The organism is Candidatus Eisenbacteria bacterium, from assembly GCA_018831195.1.
Taxonomy (GTDB): Bacteria; Eisenbacteria; RBG-16-71-46; order CAIMUX01; family JAHJDP01; genus JAHJDP01.
The window spans coordinates 1-15389 of the sequence record JAHJDP010000037.1; the positions used below are offsets into that span (position 1 = coordinate 1).

The 15389-nt window shown below is 55.5% G+C and carries 13 protein-coding genes; 11 read left to right on the plus strand and 2 right to left on the minus strand.

What is annotated here, in order from left to right; all coding sequences use genetic code 11:
• Positions 1–462 precede the first annotated feature (462 nt).
• From KJ970_07535 to KJ970_07565, 7 genes are all read left to right on the plus strand, one after another.
• The gene (locus KJ970_07535; GenBank protein ID MBU2690766.1) at positions 463–969 is read left to right on the plus strand and encodes a hypothetical protein; all 507 of its coding nucleotides are present in this window, start codon (positions 463–465) and stop codon (positions 967–969) included.
• 155 nt (positions 970–1124) lie between these two features.
• Positions 1125–1601, plus strand: coding sequence for a tRNA (N6-threonylcarbamoyladenosine(37)-N6)-methyltransferase TrmO (tsaA, locus tag KJ970_07540; protein ID MBU2690767.1), 477 nt, complete (start codon positions 1125–1127; stop codon positions 1599–1601).
• Positions 1602–1688: 87 nt separating this feature from the next.
• Positions 1689–2825: an ATP-binding protein gene (locus KJ970_07545; protein ID MBU2690768.1), complete on the plus strand. Its 1137-nt coding sequence runs from the start codon at positions 1689–1691 to the stop codon at positions 2823–2825.
• A 211-nt stretch (positions 2826–3036) separates the two neighbouring features.
• Positions 3037–3291, plus strand: coding sequence for a hypothetical protein (locus tag KJ970_07550; GenBank protein MBU2690769.1), 255 nt, complete (start codon positions 3037–3039; stop codon positions 3289–3291).
• A gap of 341 nt (positions 3292–3632) precedes the next feature.
• Positions 3633–4085, plus strand: a complete 453-nt coding sequence (locus KJ970_07555; protein MBU2690770.1) for a hypothetical protein — start codon at positions 3633–3635, stop codon at positions 4083–4085.
• Positions 4086–4316: 231 nt separating this feature from the next.
• Positions 4317–4799, plus strand: coding sequence for a DUF3795 domain-containing protein (locus KJ970_07560; GenBank protein MBU2690771.1), 483 nt, complete (start codon positions 4317–4319; stop codon positions 4797–4799).
• Between the two features lie 122 nt (positions 4800–4921).
• Positions 4922–6010 (plus strand): toll/interleukin-1 receptor domain-containing protein, encoded by a 1089-nt coding sequence (locus KJ970_07565; protein MBU2690772.1) that lies wholly within the window; start codon positions 4922–4924, stop codon positions 6008–6010.
• A 645-nt stretch (positions 6011–6655) separates the two neighbouring features.
• Here the strand turns inward: KJ970_07565 and KJ970_07570 are convergent.
• Both KJ970_07570 and KJ970_07575 read right to left on the minus strand, forming a co-directional pair.
• Complete coding sequence (locus KJ970_07570; GenBank protein ID MBU2690773.1) at positions 6656–7885, minus strand: YcjF family protein; 1230 nt, start codon at positions 7883–7885, stop codon at positions 6656–6658.
• Between the two features lie 125 nt (positions 7886–8010).
• Positions 8011–8316: a nucleotidyltransferase domain-containing protein gene (locus KJ970_07575; GenBank protein MBU2690774.1), complete on the minus strand. Its 306-nt coding sequence runs from the start codon at positions 8314–8316 to the stop codon at positions 8011–8013.
• 190 nt (positions 8317–8506) lie between these two features.
• On the opposite strand from KJ970_07575, the gene KJ970_07580 reads away from it, so the two are divergent.
• The 4 genes from KJ970_07580 (at position 8507) to KJ970_07595 (ending at position 15330) form a co-directional block, all read left to right on the plus strand.
• Positions 8507–9844 (plus strand): 3-hydroxyacyl-CoA dehydrogenase family protein, encoded by a 1338-nt coding sequence (locus KJ970_07580; protein MBU2690775.1) that lies wholly within the window; start codon positions 8507–8509, stop codon positions 9842–9844.
• 84 nt (positions 9845–9928) lie between these two features.
• The gene (locus KJ970_07585) at positions 9929–11170 is read left to right on the plus strand and encodes a 3-ketoacyl-CoA thiolase (GenBank protein MBU2690776.1); all 1242 of its coding nucleotides are present in this window, start codon (positions 9929–9931) and stop codon (positions 11168–11170) included.
• Entirely contained in the window at positions 11148–12293 is a 1146-nt protein-coding gene (locus KJ970_07590) for a glycosyltransferase (protein ID MBU2690777.1), read from the plus strand. The genes KJ970_07585 and KJ970_07590 overlap by 23 nt, the downstream gene beginning before the upstream one ends.
• Positions 12294–12411: 118 nt before the next feature.
• Positions 12412–15330, plus strand: coding sequence for a M28 family peptidase (locus tag KJ970_07595; GenBank protein MBU2690778.1), 2919 nt, complete (start codon positions 12412–12414; stop codon positions 15328–15330).
• Positions 15331–15389 lie beyond the last annotated feature (59 nt).

Genomic DNA, 15389 nt, shown 5'->3' on the forward strand with positions numbered 1-15389 from the left:
GATAAGGACGTGAACTTTCACTGCACAACCGCGCCATTTACCGTGTCCCCCGGACCACAGGGCTTTGTCATGTTGTGCTGACTCGCCCCGGGGATGTCGGCCTTCTATGGCGTTCGTGTTCCTCGGCTCGCAGCTTTGCCGCCGGCTTCCTTCGGACCATTCCTCGCGGATTGGCCCTTGCCTTGAGCTGGCCGTTGGCGTCATCATTGATGACGGTGGTCCTCCTACAGGGGACTTTCACCCCTTGAGTTCACGCCCATGCCGGGCGTACACAACCGGCTCCACCGGACTCGCTTCGTTCGCCGGTGAGCCGAACGTTATAGGTACTTAACTGAAATTGACGGTCGGTCGATTGTCAAAAAGCGGAGGCACAAATTGAATCCACGATTATCCTTCGCGCTTGTTTCCGCCCTCCTCCTCGGCTCCCTGCCCGCGAGTCAAGCTCTAGATGCAGAGATTTTTGTGGATTTTGATACGGATAATAGTATCTGGACGATCAATCAATATGCCGGAGCGAGCTACGGGACGATCAGCATTATTTTGGAAATATCTGAAGGCAATATTGAACCCGGCGCAGAACTTATGTTGGTCGCCGAGCATGATATGTATACGGTTGGCATTGATGATGACTACCCCTGCATAATTTTCGAGGGTGATTGCGGACCATATGAATGGGGGAACCCAGACCTTTTTGAAGAATCATATTTAATCCCGTGCCCTGTGTGCTGTGCGGACAATCGGCATATCTACGGGAAAATTAAGGAAGGGGTGACTCTATCCAGTGGAAACAGGTATCTTTTGGGCTCTGTAGGCCTATCTCTTGACACTTCAGGAGAGTGCTCATCCCGACTCATAATTAGAGGGGAATGTGATCATATCGACCATGAGGCATGGGCGCCGGCTTGGCTTGAATCAGATCCGAATCCTGTCAAACAGGGAACCTGGGGCAAAGTAAAATCCTTATATTAGTAAAGTGATACAGACCTATAACGACTTTTGAACCTGCCGAGGGCCCTTGTCACGGCCTCTCGCACAGGACTATTATAGTGACGCAAAGTTGAGAGTGGGCGGGGGCCGCGCCAAGCGCGCCTCGCAGGTTAAAAGAACGTTCGCGTGAGGAGAAAATGACTGAATTGAAGCCCATCGGCACTATCCACAGCCCATTCAAGGAGCTGAACGGCATGCCGATCCAGCCCGCTGGCGCGGCCGGCGTAAAGGGTACCGTCGATATCTTTGAGGAATACCGTGCCGGGCTCAAAGATCTGGACGGATTCTCTCATATCATATTGCTGTACCAGTTCCACCGCAGCCAGGGATTCAACCTCCAAGTCGTGCCTTTCATGGATTCAGAACCCAGGGGCCTCTTCGCGACCCGTGCGCCCAGGCGTCCGAACCCAATCGGACTCTCTGTTGTGCAACTGGACAAGATCGAAAACGGTTTGCTGCAGATTCAGAACGTGGACATCCTCGACGGGACCCCACTTCTGGACATCAAGCCCTATGTTCCGGAATTCGAGGCCCAAGTGAAGGTGCGCACCGGCTGGCTTGAGACAGCCAGGAAGACCGTTTCACACCGAAGGGCGGACGATCGATTCAAATAGGACCGCGAACGCCAAGCAGCTTGACTCCCTCAAGCGCGTTATGCAATATGAATAATGCAGTACGCATAATGCGGAGGGCATACTGAAATGAACCCATTCCAACACAGCGCGCTGGCACGCAAGGGCGCTTTCTGTAATCGAAAGAAGGAGTTACGCGAGATCCGCCGATCCATGGAGAATGGCGATCGTGCGTTTATCTACTCGGAGCGCAGGCTGGGCAAGACTTCTCTGGTGAAGCTCGCTCTCAGTGGTCTCCCGAAAGAGGAGTTCCTGGGTGCCTACATAGACCTCTGGCCCACGGATGACGAGGAGTCCTTCATCATTGCTATGGCGCGAGGGATCTCGGAGAGCCTCGAAAGCAAGGCGGACAAGATGCTTAAGTCTGCCCGCCAGTTTTTCGGAGCAATGGCTCCGTCCGTGACTATGGACTCTGATGGCAAGCCCACCGTGACTTTCGCCCAACGCACTGCAAGTCCAGGACACCCCGAACTCCGCTCGATCCTAGCCACCCCTGCAATCATAGCCAAGAAACGCAAACGACGCGTCGTCATTGTCTTCGATGAATTCCAGCGCATCCTTGAGTATGACAATGATCTGGTAGAACGGACTTTGAGGAGTGTCATCCAAGAACAATCGGAGATTGCCTATATCTTCCTTGGAAGCCGAAGACACCTCATACGAAGCATGTTCTTGGATCAGAACAGGCCGCTGTATCGGGCAGGCACGCACTATCCACTTGGACCAATCGCAACCGAGCACTGGATTCCGTACATTCGATCACGATTCCGCAAGACCGATCGGGAAATCGCTTCTGCTGTCATCAAAGAACTCTGCGCAATGACTGACGGACATCCTTTCTACACACAGCACCTTTGCCATGTCCTTTGGGAAATGAGCGATCCTGGTACCGTGATCTCTGCCGACAATCTTCAGGCGGCCCTTGGGCTGGTTCTTGAGCGAGAGAGCTACGCGTACACCGTTCTCTGGGAGTCCTTGGGAACCAATCAACAGCGCTTCGTGACTGGCCTGGCCCACGAGCCTCCGGGAACTCAAGTTTATTCGGCAGATTTCATTGCGCGCTATCGGCTTCGCAGTCCCGCCAGTGCTCAACGTGTGGTTCAAACGCTTCTTGAACGTGATGTCATCGATCATGCGGAGGGGTCCTTCGTCTTGACGGACAGGATATTTGGTGCTTGGGTCAGACAATCAGCATTGTTGCCGTGATCGTGGGAAAGGATGAAGAGAGATAACACTACATGCACCAGATGTCTCGTGCCGTCACGGTCCTTGCTGCGCAAGGTCCGCACCGGCCCATCCGCCGGTGATGTTCTCGTTACAGAGGTTGGAATTTTCTTGATTTTGCCCTTGACGCCCACAACTACGATTTGTAGTTAATTGACTACGATATGTAGTCAGCCTGTTTGCGGGCGGCCCAATGGCAAAAATAAATCGTACATCCCCTTCTCTGGCAAGGCTTTTCCCGAATCCAGCTATGCTCGATGTCATGGTTCTGATCATGTTGCATCCCGACCAGGAGTTCTACCAGCGGGAAATTGTTGAGAGAACACAAAATACAGTTCTGCAGGTTCAAAGGGCTCTGAAGCGAATCCAAGATGCAGGCTTTGTTCAAAAGAACAAAAGTGGCAACCGAGCCTATTACAGGGCGCGACGCGAACCAGCCTTCCATTGAGGCCTTGATGTCCACTGCATGCGGATCCGCACAGGGCGGTTCACGATGATGGAGCACACGAGAAACCTCACTCTTACAACTGATCGCTGTCAAAATCACCGCGCGTTGGCGCGTTCCCATTGCTAACAGATTCTCCACCGTGACCCAACAAGGGAGCGGGGGTGTCCACAAGGAGGATGAGTATTCGTGATAGTCTGACACTGACGCCATCATAATCGGCCTGCGCCGTCTCGTCTGAGGCGGGTACCCGAGACCGTCGGGTTCATCGCGGGCCACTTCTTTGACATGCCATCCCCGTTGCAGCGGATCGTGTTCCCTCGCTCGGGGAGCGTGAACGAGACGTGGACCGCGAGCTGATGCTCGACGTGGAGGCAAGACTCTTCGCGGCCGTTGGCGAGTACGGACAGGGAGCAAGCGAACAGGGAGCGGCCGGGCTCCGCAGCGCGCTTCAGGATGGTCTCTCGGGAGGCGTTCTCACGGAGGACATGATAAACGACGTGGGCTACTACTGTCTTGAGAACGGCCTCTCAGAGGCCGCAGTGGAAGCTTTCATGTTCAACGTAGAGCAGTTCCCGGATTTTGCGAACGCCCACAAAAGTTTGGGGGATACGCATTCCACGGTTCTGGCTTTAATCCGCCGGCCCATCCGAATGCGGCCCCGGGATCCCCCCCATCCAGCTTTTTGTACTGGCTGCAATACAGACTTACCGATATCCGGGCTCCCATGGTGTTATCGCAACATCATAGCGCAGGAAAACCGTTACAAATTGGACACCCAACAGGGTTTGCTGTAATCTATTTTCAGCAGTGTGCCAGTGAATAAACATGTAATGAAACAGAAGCATTAAGGGAGCCGTTTGCAGCGCAGACGCCCCCCAATCCTGTGAATCATGATGGTTAGATAAGGAATGGTTAAACAGAGAAGAAATATTTGAAGATAGGCCAATGCATTGAGGTTATGAAATATGAATAAATTCAACCCCGATACATATTGCGGAATCTACTGTGGTGCTTGCTCAATATCTATGCATGATAAAACCGGTCTCACTGATGATTTTTCTGCCTGTCTCAAAAGTGTGCCGAAGGAGGATTTATCTTGCGGCGGCTGCAAATCCGACAATGTGTACTATGGTTGCCGTATTTGTACTCTCCGTTCCTGTGCGCGTGAAAAAAATGTCGAGCATTGTATCGACTGTCCCGATTATCCATGTAAAAAATATAGAAAGTGGCAAGGGGTGGCAAAATTTCTCCCTCACATTAATGAAGCTGAGGATAACCTGGAGGCTATCAAAGACGACGGTGTTGACCACTGGCTTGATTCGCAAAAAAAAGAATGGTCATGCCCTACCTGCGGCAATCCTTTCTCATGGTATGCATCTATATGTTCAAAGTGTGGTCGTAGCCTTGTGTCAAAAGCATTCAAACTATCCGGCTGGAGGAAATTCTTGTGCCGCTTTATGATCCCGATGGTGTATCGAAAGGGAAAGGCGAGGTATAAGAGTGTTTAACAACGGCATTAAGGGCGATGGCAAAAAGCCGTCGCGCCTTATGTCGGGAGTTAGGCCGATTTTAAAGGGTTAGATATCCTTGCGAGAACAATCGGCCACGGGTTGACAGACAGGAACACGCCATGGATTCGTTTCCATATCGAGTATTTATAAGCTATTCACATACCGATCGATCGATTGTAGATAGTCTAGTTCAAGTTTTACGAGATTCAGGGACCTATCCAATGTGGGACGACGACTTAGTTGGCGGGAGCGGCTTTTCAGATCAAATTCAAGATTTCATCAGCAATTCTCACATATTCCTTCCTGTGCTAACTCAAGAGTCAAAAGATCGTCCATGGTTACACCAGGAAATAGGCTACGCACTCGCCCTGGGAAAACCCATTATACCGATTGCCTTAAACGCCTTGCCGGATGGAATCATAAGTGGAGTTCAGGCAATTCAATTGAAAGACGATCTCTCGGACGCGCAGCAAAAACTTACGCCGGCTCTATTTCGAAAACACATGACATCCATCCAAGAGCACCCGATAACGTATCAATGCACCGATGACAACATCCGCCGCGCGCAACTGCTAGCCCAACATGCAGATAGCGTGAGCTCTATTCATCAACATGGCCGAGTGCGCCAAATGGCCTCGCTAACATCATTCCATCTCCCGGGGCGTGGGACCAAGGACCCTATCTGGAAAAAATATTATCCAGCGACTCCCGATAACAAGATTCTCTTTGATGCGTTGCGCAAAGAGCGAGTTGCTTTAACTGAACACGCCGAAATAGCCGGATGCAGCCTAATCCTTGATCCGTTCGATCGACTTGAAGAAATCTACAAAAGACATGGCGCAGGTAATGTTATAGCCCGTGTTAACGGACTCATTTCCTTTCTGAAAGACGATACAGTAAGTAACATAGAAGTTGCTATAAATGATGACAGAGAGCGCGAGATCTCACTGACTGTTGTTGGTGATTGGTTTTCATCCGAAGCTGTGTCTTCAGGCGAGAAAAGCATCTTGAAGGAAGCCGTTTTTACACGATGTGCCACGGAGGTTCGACAACATATCGAGGATTTTGATGAACGGCTTGAGGAGCTCCTAGATTCCAGAGGGTGGCACGTGGAATCATCTCGCACAGAAGCAATATCATGTTTGGAATCCTATCTGGAGAATTTGAAATCCAAGGAGCCTAATTTGGCTCAGCGTAGGTTAAGATAATGCGGTCTAACGAACGTTAGGGTGCACCAATAAAGGAACAGTGAAACATGATAACTATGAAAACAAGAATCTCTATCTTGCAATCGGGCAAATGTCGTTGGCAATAAGCATTCTCCTAAATCGCTTTGTAGGTGATAGTAATCCTGTTTCATTTATCGTCGGTCTACTGACCGGATTATCAATAGTATTCAACATTGCATTTATGATGCTTTATCGAAAAGACAAATCAGACAAATGACATTGTCTCTGAGGATCTTTGTGCGCCCTAACAATTGCATGACCCAGATTTGGCTTTCACCAAGCAGGTTATGCACCCGTTGGGCACGCACGTGCAGCATGAAGCGGTGGAGCAAGTGTTTCGGCCAGTCGAGGAGAAACCCTCGGGCGAATGCGGAGCACGGTCCGACTTCTGGAAGGAGCGCACGGAGAGGCAGGCATGAGCAGCTTGTCCGGAAACTGCCGTCTTGTGAAGGAGTCCGCCCGATTGCTCCTCCGAATCACAACCATCAAGGAGGTGTCGTGTGAGAACTGCAATCGTGTGCTTTGCACTCATCGGCTCGCTGCTGGTCAGTTCGTCTGCGGGTGCCGACCCCATCAGCCTCATATAGATGATAGCACTACTCCTAAGTACGGCAGCCGCGGTCTTTAATCCACCGGTCCATCCGAATGCGGCCCCGGAACCCGCTCCGTCTCAGGTTCAAAGACCTCTTCTATATGTTCCCAGAAACGAATCATCTGCTTCACGGCAAAGACAGGCGGTTCGGAAACCTTCTTCGCCGCGGTGCCGGCCGCTTTGCCGGCCAGCTTGGCGATGCCGGCGAGGAGATGACCGCCCACGCCTACCGCCCCCACCACCCCCATCGCCGCCTTCTGCGGAAATCTTACCGCCCCGCCGACAACGAGGCGACGTGTTGCGGCGGCCACACGGCTCGCTCCCTCGGCCACCACACCGCCGAGAAGACCGGCCGCTTCGAGCGAGGCGCTGCGTGTTAAAGCGCGGCGGTCCGCATCAATGCGGATTCCACAATAGCGGCGCGCGAGAACACCAATCCGCAAGGTGAGCAGCGCGTTCGCCGAGCCGTCGAGCAACGAGTTCACAAGCAGAGAGATCAGGGGATCCATTCCGTTGACGGGGATCAGTCCCGAGAGACCGGCCGAAACGGGCGCCCCAAGGACGGCGAGGACTTCGCTGTCCTGGATCTCCCCCGCGATAAAGGCCGCCGTTCCCACATTAAGATAGAGCGCCCACAGCTCACGGGGGTGGGGCCGCTGATAATAAACCTCAGCGATCTCCTTCACCATACGCAGTTGCGCCGAGAGCACGATCGCCGTATCGAGGCGGCCGCTTTGTGAAACGGCTGTCGCGGCGAAGACGGCGGCGGCATGCCGGCGGATGATCTTCTCCGTACGCCGGTCAAGAAACGTTAAAGTGTTATTGATCTCATCTTCCAGTTGCGACACCCGCATGACGGATGAAACAGCCTCGGCGCCCGATCCGGCACCCTGCCGCTTCTTCTCACCGCGGGTCGCATTGAAGGTCGCCTCCAGCGCGGCCAATCCCTCATACTCATTCCGCACCGCGCCGTTCTTGAGAATCCGCCCGGCATACCGCTGTAGAAATTTCTCCCATTTTCTGCCCGATGTCTTTTCGGGGCGCACCAATGAGGCCGGCAGCATGAGAAGTTTCGCGACAGGATAAACAATAAGAAGTCCCACTCCCACCAGGAGAAGCAGGATGACAAACCAGCCCAGAATCGGGTGCACCGCGGCCGCTTCCCGATAAAGCATCAGGGCCGAACCGAGCAGGCCGATCAGGGCCAGGATCGTGAAGCCGATCCCGACGGGAATCAGAATTTTTCGGAGAGTTTGCATCATGATTCTCAGTCTACTCGCTATCCGAGGCTTCTGCTGGAGGAGGCGGAACCAAGCACTCCAACTTATCAATTAAATCGTTGATGTGCGAAGTGGCAACTTCCCAAAGATGGGCCGGATCACGTCTATTAAGCGGCATAAATGACTTTCCTGGTCCGAAGAATCTCAGATCTCCTAAAGGGATTTCGCAGGCTTCTTTTTTCTATGAGATCAACTTCTCGACCCAAAATCGTCTGAAGTTCATCACGCATATCAATAAGATCGAATAAGGACCATTTGGCATGATCCTCAAAAGCAACAAGCACATCAACATCACTGCTCGAGTTGAAATCATCCCGCAAAACTGAGCCAAAGAGAGCCAACTCCGTGATCCTCCATTTTCGAGCGAAGTCACGGATACGCTCATCACCAAAGTCAATTCGAGTCTTCTTCATCTTTGGAATCCCAGGGTTTACATCGATCTATCCTATTCATTGCAATCGCTTGAATAAGGATAGCGTTTACCGCCCTATCGTGCAAACGACACGCTCATAGACCAACCCATTTCCTCCCCGCCCCTCCTTATGCTATTCTCGCGCTGGTATGGCTGAAACCTAGGGATGGCTGTCATGGGAGGAGCTCAGGATGGAGTTGGCGGAACGTTATGAAAATGTTGGAGTTATAGGCGCGGCGGGGAAGATGGGCAGCGGCATCGCTCTGCTCCTCTCCCAGCAGATGGCGGAGCGCAAGCTCGACCCCAAGGGCAAGGGCCGGCACTTTCGCTTGGTCGCGATGGATGTCGATGATGCCGGATTGGATGGGCTGCGCTCGTATCTAGCCGCCCAAATGCGCAAGGCCGCCGAGAAGATGACGGTCGCCCTCCGCGGCCTCTATGCCGATCGCGCGGATCTGGTCGAGAATTCCGAGATCATCGATGCCTTCATTGATGACGCCGTCGGCGTCGTCCGTTTTACAACCGACCTCAACGCCCTCAAAGATTGCCACATGATCTTTGAAGCGATCGCCGAGAATATTCCGCTCAAAGTTAAGATCTACAGCAGGCTCAATGAACTCTGCGGGCCCGACACCTGGTTCTTCACCAACACATCATCGGTTCCCATCAGCCTGCTGGATCGCGATGCAAATCTCGGCGGACGGATCATCGGCTACCACTTTTACAATCCGCCGGCCGTTCAGAAACTGCTCGAGCTGATCACGACGCCGGCGACAAAGCCCGAACTGATTGAAGCCGGGAAGGCCATCGCCGCCGATCTCCGCAAAAAGGTGATTCCGGCCAACGATATCGCGGGATTTATCGGTAACGGCCATTTTATACGGGACGGACTCCACGGCATCGCCGAAACGGAGCGTCTCGCCAAGGAACATGGTTTCGCCGAAGCGGTATATATGGTGAACCGGGTGAGCCAGGATTGGCTGGTCCGCCCCATGGGGATTTTCCAGCTCATCGATTATGTCGGCGTGGATGTCTTTCAGTGCATCCTCGGTGTGATGAATCCGCATATCGATGGCGAGGATCTCCACTCCGACCTGATCGACAAGCTCATGAAGGCCGGTGTCAAAGGCGGGCAAAACCCCGACGGCAGCCAGAAGAACGGCATTTTACAATACGTCAAGGGGCGTCCCGCCGGCGCGTACAGCTTCGACAAGAGCGGTTATGTTCCCTTGGAAGCAGCCTGGACGGGCAAGTTGGACGCTCTATTAGGCGCCCTTCCCGCGGGTCACGCTCCGTGGAAGGCGCTGATGGGCGATCCAGGCAAGGACGAGAAGCTGGCCGCCTATTTTAAGAATATGAAGAAGGACGCAGGGATGGGCTCCCGTTTGGGGACGACCTATCTCAAGAGATCGAAGGAGATCGGAGAGCATCTCGTCAGCAGCGGCGTCGCGGCGCAGGCCGACGACGTCAACGGTGTTCTCATGAACGGCTTCTTCCATCTTTATGGGCCGATCAACGATTACGCCTGATGTGGCGGATGGAGTGGCGGATAATGTTGCCGATCCTGCCCAAATGCGTATCAAGATTTTAACTTTGGAGCTGGAGGGAAAAAGATGCCGTTAAGCCGAAAAGTCTATGGAGCCGCCGGGGCTTATACAATTTCGCTCGGATCGGGCCGAAAAGAGTTCAATCCCAAAAAAGCCCGCCCCGGTCTCGAACACTACATCAAAGAGGCGGGCCAAGCCGCCATCGCCCAGATTTCCGATCCCGCCATCATCGATGAGTGCGTCATCGGGAATTTCATGGCGGCCCGTTTCAACAGACAGGGCAACCTGGCGGCTCTGATGCCGACCATCCATCCCTCGCTCGAGTACAAGCCGAGCACGCGGACCGAAGGAGCCTGCGGATCGGGTGGGTTGGCCGTGATGACCGGACTCAAGTCCATCGCGGCCGGCTTGGCCGATGTTGTTTTGGTTCTAGGAACGGAAGTGCAGAACACGGTGAAGGCGATCTATGGGGCCGATATTCTCGCGGGCGCGGGCCACTATGCCTCGCAGCGCAAAGAAGGCCACGCTTACTTCTTCCCCTCCATGTTCTCCGACCGGGCCGGCGCGGCCTTCGAGAAGTTCGGCGAGGAAAAAGTGCGCCGTGCGATGACCCAATGGTTTGTCAATGCGGTTGAGGGCGCCCGCCGGTGCCCTGAGGCGCAGGAGCACCACAATACGGTTGAAGATCTTCATGCCTTGGGCAACACGAAGCCCAATCCCAGAGCCTTTGTCGACAACTTGAACGTTTTCGATTGTTCAAAGGTCTCCGACGGCGCCGCCGCCATCCTCCTCTTTTCCGATGAAGGCCTGAGAAAAGCCGGCATCGCAAAGAAGGACGCGATGGAAATCACGGGCCTCGGCTGCTCGGTCGCCGACCTCACCAAACCGCCGGTGGATCCCACCAAGGCCACCACGAGCGAAACGGCCGTACAGAAGGCTTATAAAATGGCCGGCATCACGGCCAAGGATCTCGGCTTCGCCGAGGTGCACGATTGCTTTACCATTACCGGCGTACTGATGGCCGAAGCGACCGGCTTTGTGGGCTACGGAGAAGGGTACGATTTCATCTCCGAGGGCCACACAAAGCTCGGCGGCCGTTTCCCGCTCAATCTTTCGGGCGGACTGGTCGGCTATGGCCACTACACCGGCGGCACCGGTGTGCGCCAGACGGTGGACAACTGGAAGCAACTCACCGGACGCGCGGGCGACTTCCAGGTCAAGAATCTGGAAGGCAAGCACGGCCTGGTGATCAGTATGGGCGGCAACGACCGGACCGTCGTATCGCTTGTCACACGGCGCGCACAATAGAGGAATCGGCTGCATTCCCGGGGAGCGGGTTCTGAAAACCGTTCATATTGATACCGAACGCACATGGCGCGGCGGTGAGCAACAAGCCCTCTACCTCGCGCAGGGTTTGGCGCGGCGATCGATCGATGTGACAATGGTCGGAAATCCCGGAAGCCCATTCATTGAGAGCGCCCGGCGGGACGGCCTGCCGGGCTTTGAATTGCCGCTGCGGGGTGCGTTGAACCCCGCGGCCGTCTTCCAACTGATGCAGCTGTTCCGCGACATCCGGCCGGATATTGTACACGCGCACAGCGCGCATGCCCACGCGCTCGGCGCTCTTGCCGGCCGCCTCTCGGGGATCGGGCGCATCGTCGTTTCCCGGCGCGTCGACTTCTCGATTCATCATGCGCCTCTTCGATTGAGCCTCCTCAAATACCGTTTCGGCGTCGATCGCTTTATCGCCATTTCCGAAGGTGTCAAAGCGGTCATGATCCGGGACGGTGTTCCGGCGGACAAAATCGATCTGGTTCCCTCCGGCGTTGATATTGAGATGCTGGAAGCAACGCCAACCCGCGATTTCAGGAGTGAATTCGGCATTCCGGAATCGGCGCCGGTTGTCGGCGATGTGGCCCATTTCGGGTGGCACAAGGCGCAGGAAGTGCTGGTCCGGGCCTGTCCCCTCATCTGGGAGCAGGAACCGGAAACCCGTGTGATCCTTGTCGGCGACGGCGGCGAACGCGCCAAGGTTGAACGGATCGCGCATGCGATCGGAGCCGGTCACCGGCTCATCTTCACGGGGCACCGCACGGACGCCCGGGAGCTTATCCGCTGGTTTGACATTTTTGTCATGTGCTCGGTCCTCGAAGGACTTTGTACAAGTATTCTGGACGCGCATATCCTCGGCACACCGGTGGTGGCGTCTGATGTCGGCGGCATCCCCGAGATTGTTAAAAATGAAGAGACCGGATTGCTCGTGCCGCCCCAGGATCCGGCATCCCTCGCCGGCGCGATCCTCCGGCTGCTTCGAGACCGGCATCTGGGCGCCCGGCTCAATCAGGCCGGCCGCTCGCTCGTCATGAAGCGCTACAGCGTTAACGCCATGGTGGAGGGAACGTTGGCGGTTTATCGCCGGCTCCTGCATTGATCGGACCCATCCCCACAGATGCATATAAGACTTGAAGATACGCCGCATGAGGTGTATCCTATTAGCATGTAGGATTGCGAAAAATTCTAGGGAGGAAAGATCAAATCGAGGGGGAATCATGATGTCGCAGCGTCGCAATGGAAATCATCTTCTTCTCTCGCTGCTGCTGGGCTCCATTTTTCTACTGAGTGGAGCCGGGGCAGGAGCGGAGGAGACCTTACTCTGGGCGCCAGCTTCAATAGATATCAGCACGGCTCAGAGCACCACAAACCTCTACTACAACGGACTCAGCGGACGGCTTCTCGGCGCCGGAACCGAACAGGCGGCGGAATTGGAGAACCGCGGGGCGGTACGGATCTCGGCCGGCGCGGAAGAGGCGCTCTTTGTTTATCTCATCGAGGATGCGTCACGGGCCGCGTTTGAAGCACCGGCGCGCATTCTTTTTCGCAGCGGGCATGAGGTTCTGCTGGCCACCGACGGCGCGACGCCGCAACTCACCGGCGCGGCTGATGCTACTTCAAACGGATTGAAGCAGCCGGTGCGCCTCGCCAGAATTCCCATCACCTGGCCGGCGGAAGCGGCGGCGCCGCGGCTGCAAGACCGGGAGGCCGATCCACTCATCCAGCAGATGGTCTCCGGCCTGACCATTGCGAGCTATATGTCCACATGGCAGCCCCTCGAGGACTTCGTGACGCGCTACACCCTTGCTCCGCAGAATCTGCAGGCGTCGCAATGGATACTGAACCAGTTCCTCTCCTTTGGGATCGATGCGGAATTCCATTACTTCGAGCAGAGCGGGCAAAGGCGCAATGTCGTCGCCACGATTCCAGGCCAAGTCGATCCGTCAAAGGTTGTTTATATTACGGCCCACTTTGATGCGACATCTTCTGATCCCTATGTCTGCGCTCCCGGCGGTGATGATAACGGAAGCGGTTCGGCCGGGGTCATTGAAGCGGCGCGCATCATGAGCCAGTACCTCTTTGAGTACACGATTAAGTTTGTTTGCTTCAACGGGGAAGAACAGGGGCTCTACGGCTCTTCCGCCTATGTCGCCGATATTGCCGCCGCCGGCGAGGATGTGATCTGTTGTTACAATATGGATATGATCGCCTACGCCGGCACCGATCCGGCGCCGCCCGATCTCATCATTTACACCAATCCCGCTTCAACCTCCGTCGCGGCGACGCTGGCAGAGGCCGCCAATACTTATACACCGGGTCTGATCGAACCGGTGATCGTCAACGAGAGCATGGGATCGAGTGATCATTCGCCCTTCTGGAATCATGGTTACCAGGCGATTCTGGCGATTGAGGAAGAAGCCTGGGGGCCTGATTTCTGCCCCTGGTACCATACCTGCAACGATATGATCTACCGCTATCCTCAGGACTATCCGACCTATTGCGCCCAAGCCGTCATGTCCGCGGTCGCCATGACCGCCATCCCATTGAACCCCAATGGTCCCTACCTCGTCCTCAACGAGTCGACGCTGGATGATGACGGCATCGCGCCCTCCAATGGCGACGGCGACGGCATCCCGAATCCGGGAGAGACGATCGAGGTTTGGGTCAATGTGAGAAATGTCGGAACCGATATAGCGCAAAATGTCTCCGGCGAGCTGAGTTCGGCCGGCGGAAGCGTTACTATCCTCACCTCCTCGGCTGCATGGAATAATATTCCGGCCAGCGGGCAGGGAACCAACCTCACCGCCTTTCTCATCGAGGTTTCCTCATCCGCCGTCGATGGCGAGACCCTTCCTTTCACATTAACCATGACGGATGATTCCGGGAATCGGGAGCTGGCCTTCCAATATACCGTCAGCGCCCCCGATCTCTCGTTTTACTTCTACACCCTGGATGACGCGCCCAGAGGAAATGGAAACGGCGTCATCGACCCGGGAGAGGCCTCTGAAATCTTCGTCACCATCGCCAATCGCGGCGGAAGAAGCGCGGCGGGAGTCTCCGTCGACATCTCAAGCCCGAGTGGTTATGTCAACATTATTGAAGGCACCGCGGGTGTGAGCGAGATCCCCATCGGAGAGGAGCGAGAGTTGACCTCTTCCTTCCGGATCGGCGTCGCCGCGGGCGCGCCGGCGGGGGAAATCCTGCCATTGGATCTCGCGATCACATCAGGCGCCGGGTACCAGGCCGATTCGGGCTTTAAAGTTAAAGTCGGCGCGGCCACCTACGACGAACTGGAAGCCGACGGCCCCTGGAGCACCGCCGCCGCGGGCGATGACGCCACATCAGGCGTTTGGATCCGTGTCGATCCCAACGGCACCTTGCAGGATACCAGCCCGTGCCAGCCTGAGGATGACCACACCGCGGCCCCGGGAACCGACTGCTTCGTCACCGGGCAGGGTCCGGTGGGCGGCACCGCGGGCGGGAATGACGTCGATGGCGGCAAGACGACGCTGACATCGCCCCTCTTCAATCTTCTCGGCATGCAGGCGGCGCGCGTCACCTACTGGCGCTGGTATACAAATGATCTTGGCAACGCCCCGGATGAGGATGAGTGGGTTGTGCAGGTTTCCAGCAACGGCGGAACCAACTGGGTCGATCTCGAGCGCACGATGCAATCGGCCAATTCCTGGCAGCAGCAATCTTTCTTGTTGGATGGATACATCACCCTCTCCGACAATGTGCAATTCCGGTTCATTGCCAGTGATGAAATCAACGGATCGCTGGTGGAGGCGGCGGTCGATGATTTCGAGATTACCGGCGCAACCGCATCCGTCGATGTCGGGGATGCGATCGCGCCCCTCGCGCTGCGCCTCTATCCCGCCCGGCCCAGCCCGGCCAGCGGCAACACGTCGATCGCGTTCGCCCTTCCCACCGCCGGCCGTGTTAAACTCGATCTCTACGGCGTCGACGGCCGGCATATCCGTTCCCTGGTGAACGGGCGGCGGCATGCGGGAATCCACAATATTCCATGGGACGGTGCGGGATCCAGCGGGAAAACCGTGGCGCCCGGTGTCTATTTCTACCGCCTGGAAGCGGGCAACCAGAGCCTGGTGCGGAATCTCGTTGTTATACATTAACGAATAATTTCAGCGAAGCATTCCGCGTTGATGCGGATGGGGCCGGTGTTGATCTCACC

Coding starts and splice junctions, on each gene's coding strand:
- tsaA (MBU2690767.1), top strand. CDS start 1,125: ATGACTGAATTGAAGCCCATCGGCACTATCCACAGCCCATTCAAGGAG.
- KJ970_07545 (MBU2690768.1), top strand. CDS start 1,689: ATGAACCCATTCCAACACAGCGCGCTGGCACGCAAGGGCGCTTTCTGT.
- KJ970_07550 (MBU2690769.1), top strand. CDS start 3,037: ATGGCAAAAATAAATCGTACATCCCCTTCTCTGGCAAGGCTTTTCCCG.
- KJ970_07560 (MBU2690771.1), top strand. CDS start 4,317: ATGCATGATAAAACCGGTCTCACTGATGATTTTTCTGCCTGTCTCAAA.
- KJ970_07565 (MBU2690772.1), top strand. CDS start 4,922: ATGGATTCGTTTCCATATCGAGTATTTATAAGCTATTCACATACCGAT.
- KJ970_07570 (MBU2690773.1), bottom strand. CDS start 7,885: ATGATGCAAACTCTCCGAAAAATTCTGATTCCCGTCGGGATCGGCTTC.
- KJ970_07575 (MBU2690774.1), bottom strand. CDS start 8,316: ATGAAGAAGACTCGAATTGACTTTGGTGATGAGCGTATCCGTGACTTC.
- KJ970_07580 (MBU2690775.1), top strand. CDS start 8,507: ATGGAGTTGGCGGAACGTTATGAAAATGTTGGAGTTATAGGCGCGGCG.
- KJ970_07585 (MBU2690776.1), top strand. CDS start 9,929: ATGCCGTTAAGCCGAAAAGTCTATGGAGCCGCCGGGGCTTATACAATT.
- KJ970_07595 (MBU2690778.1), top strand. CDS start 12,412: ATGATGTCGCAGCGTCGCAATGGAAATCATCTTCTTCTCTCGCTGCTG.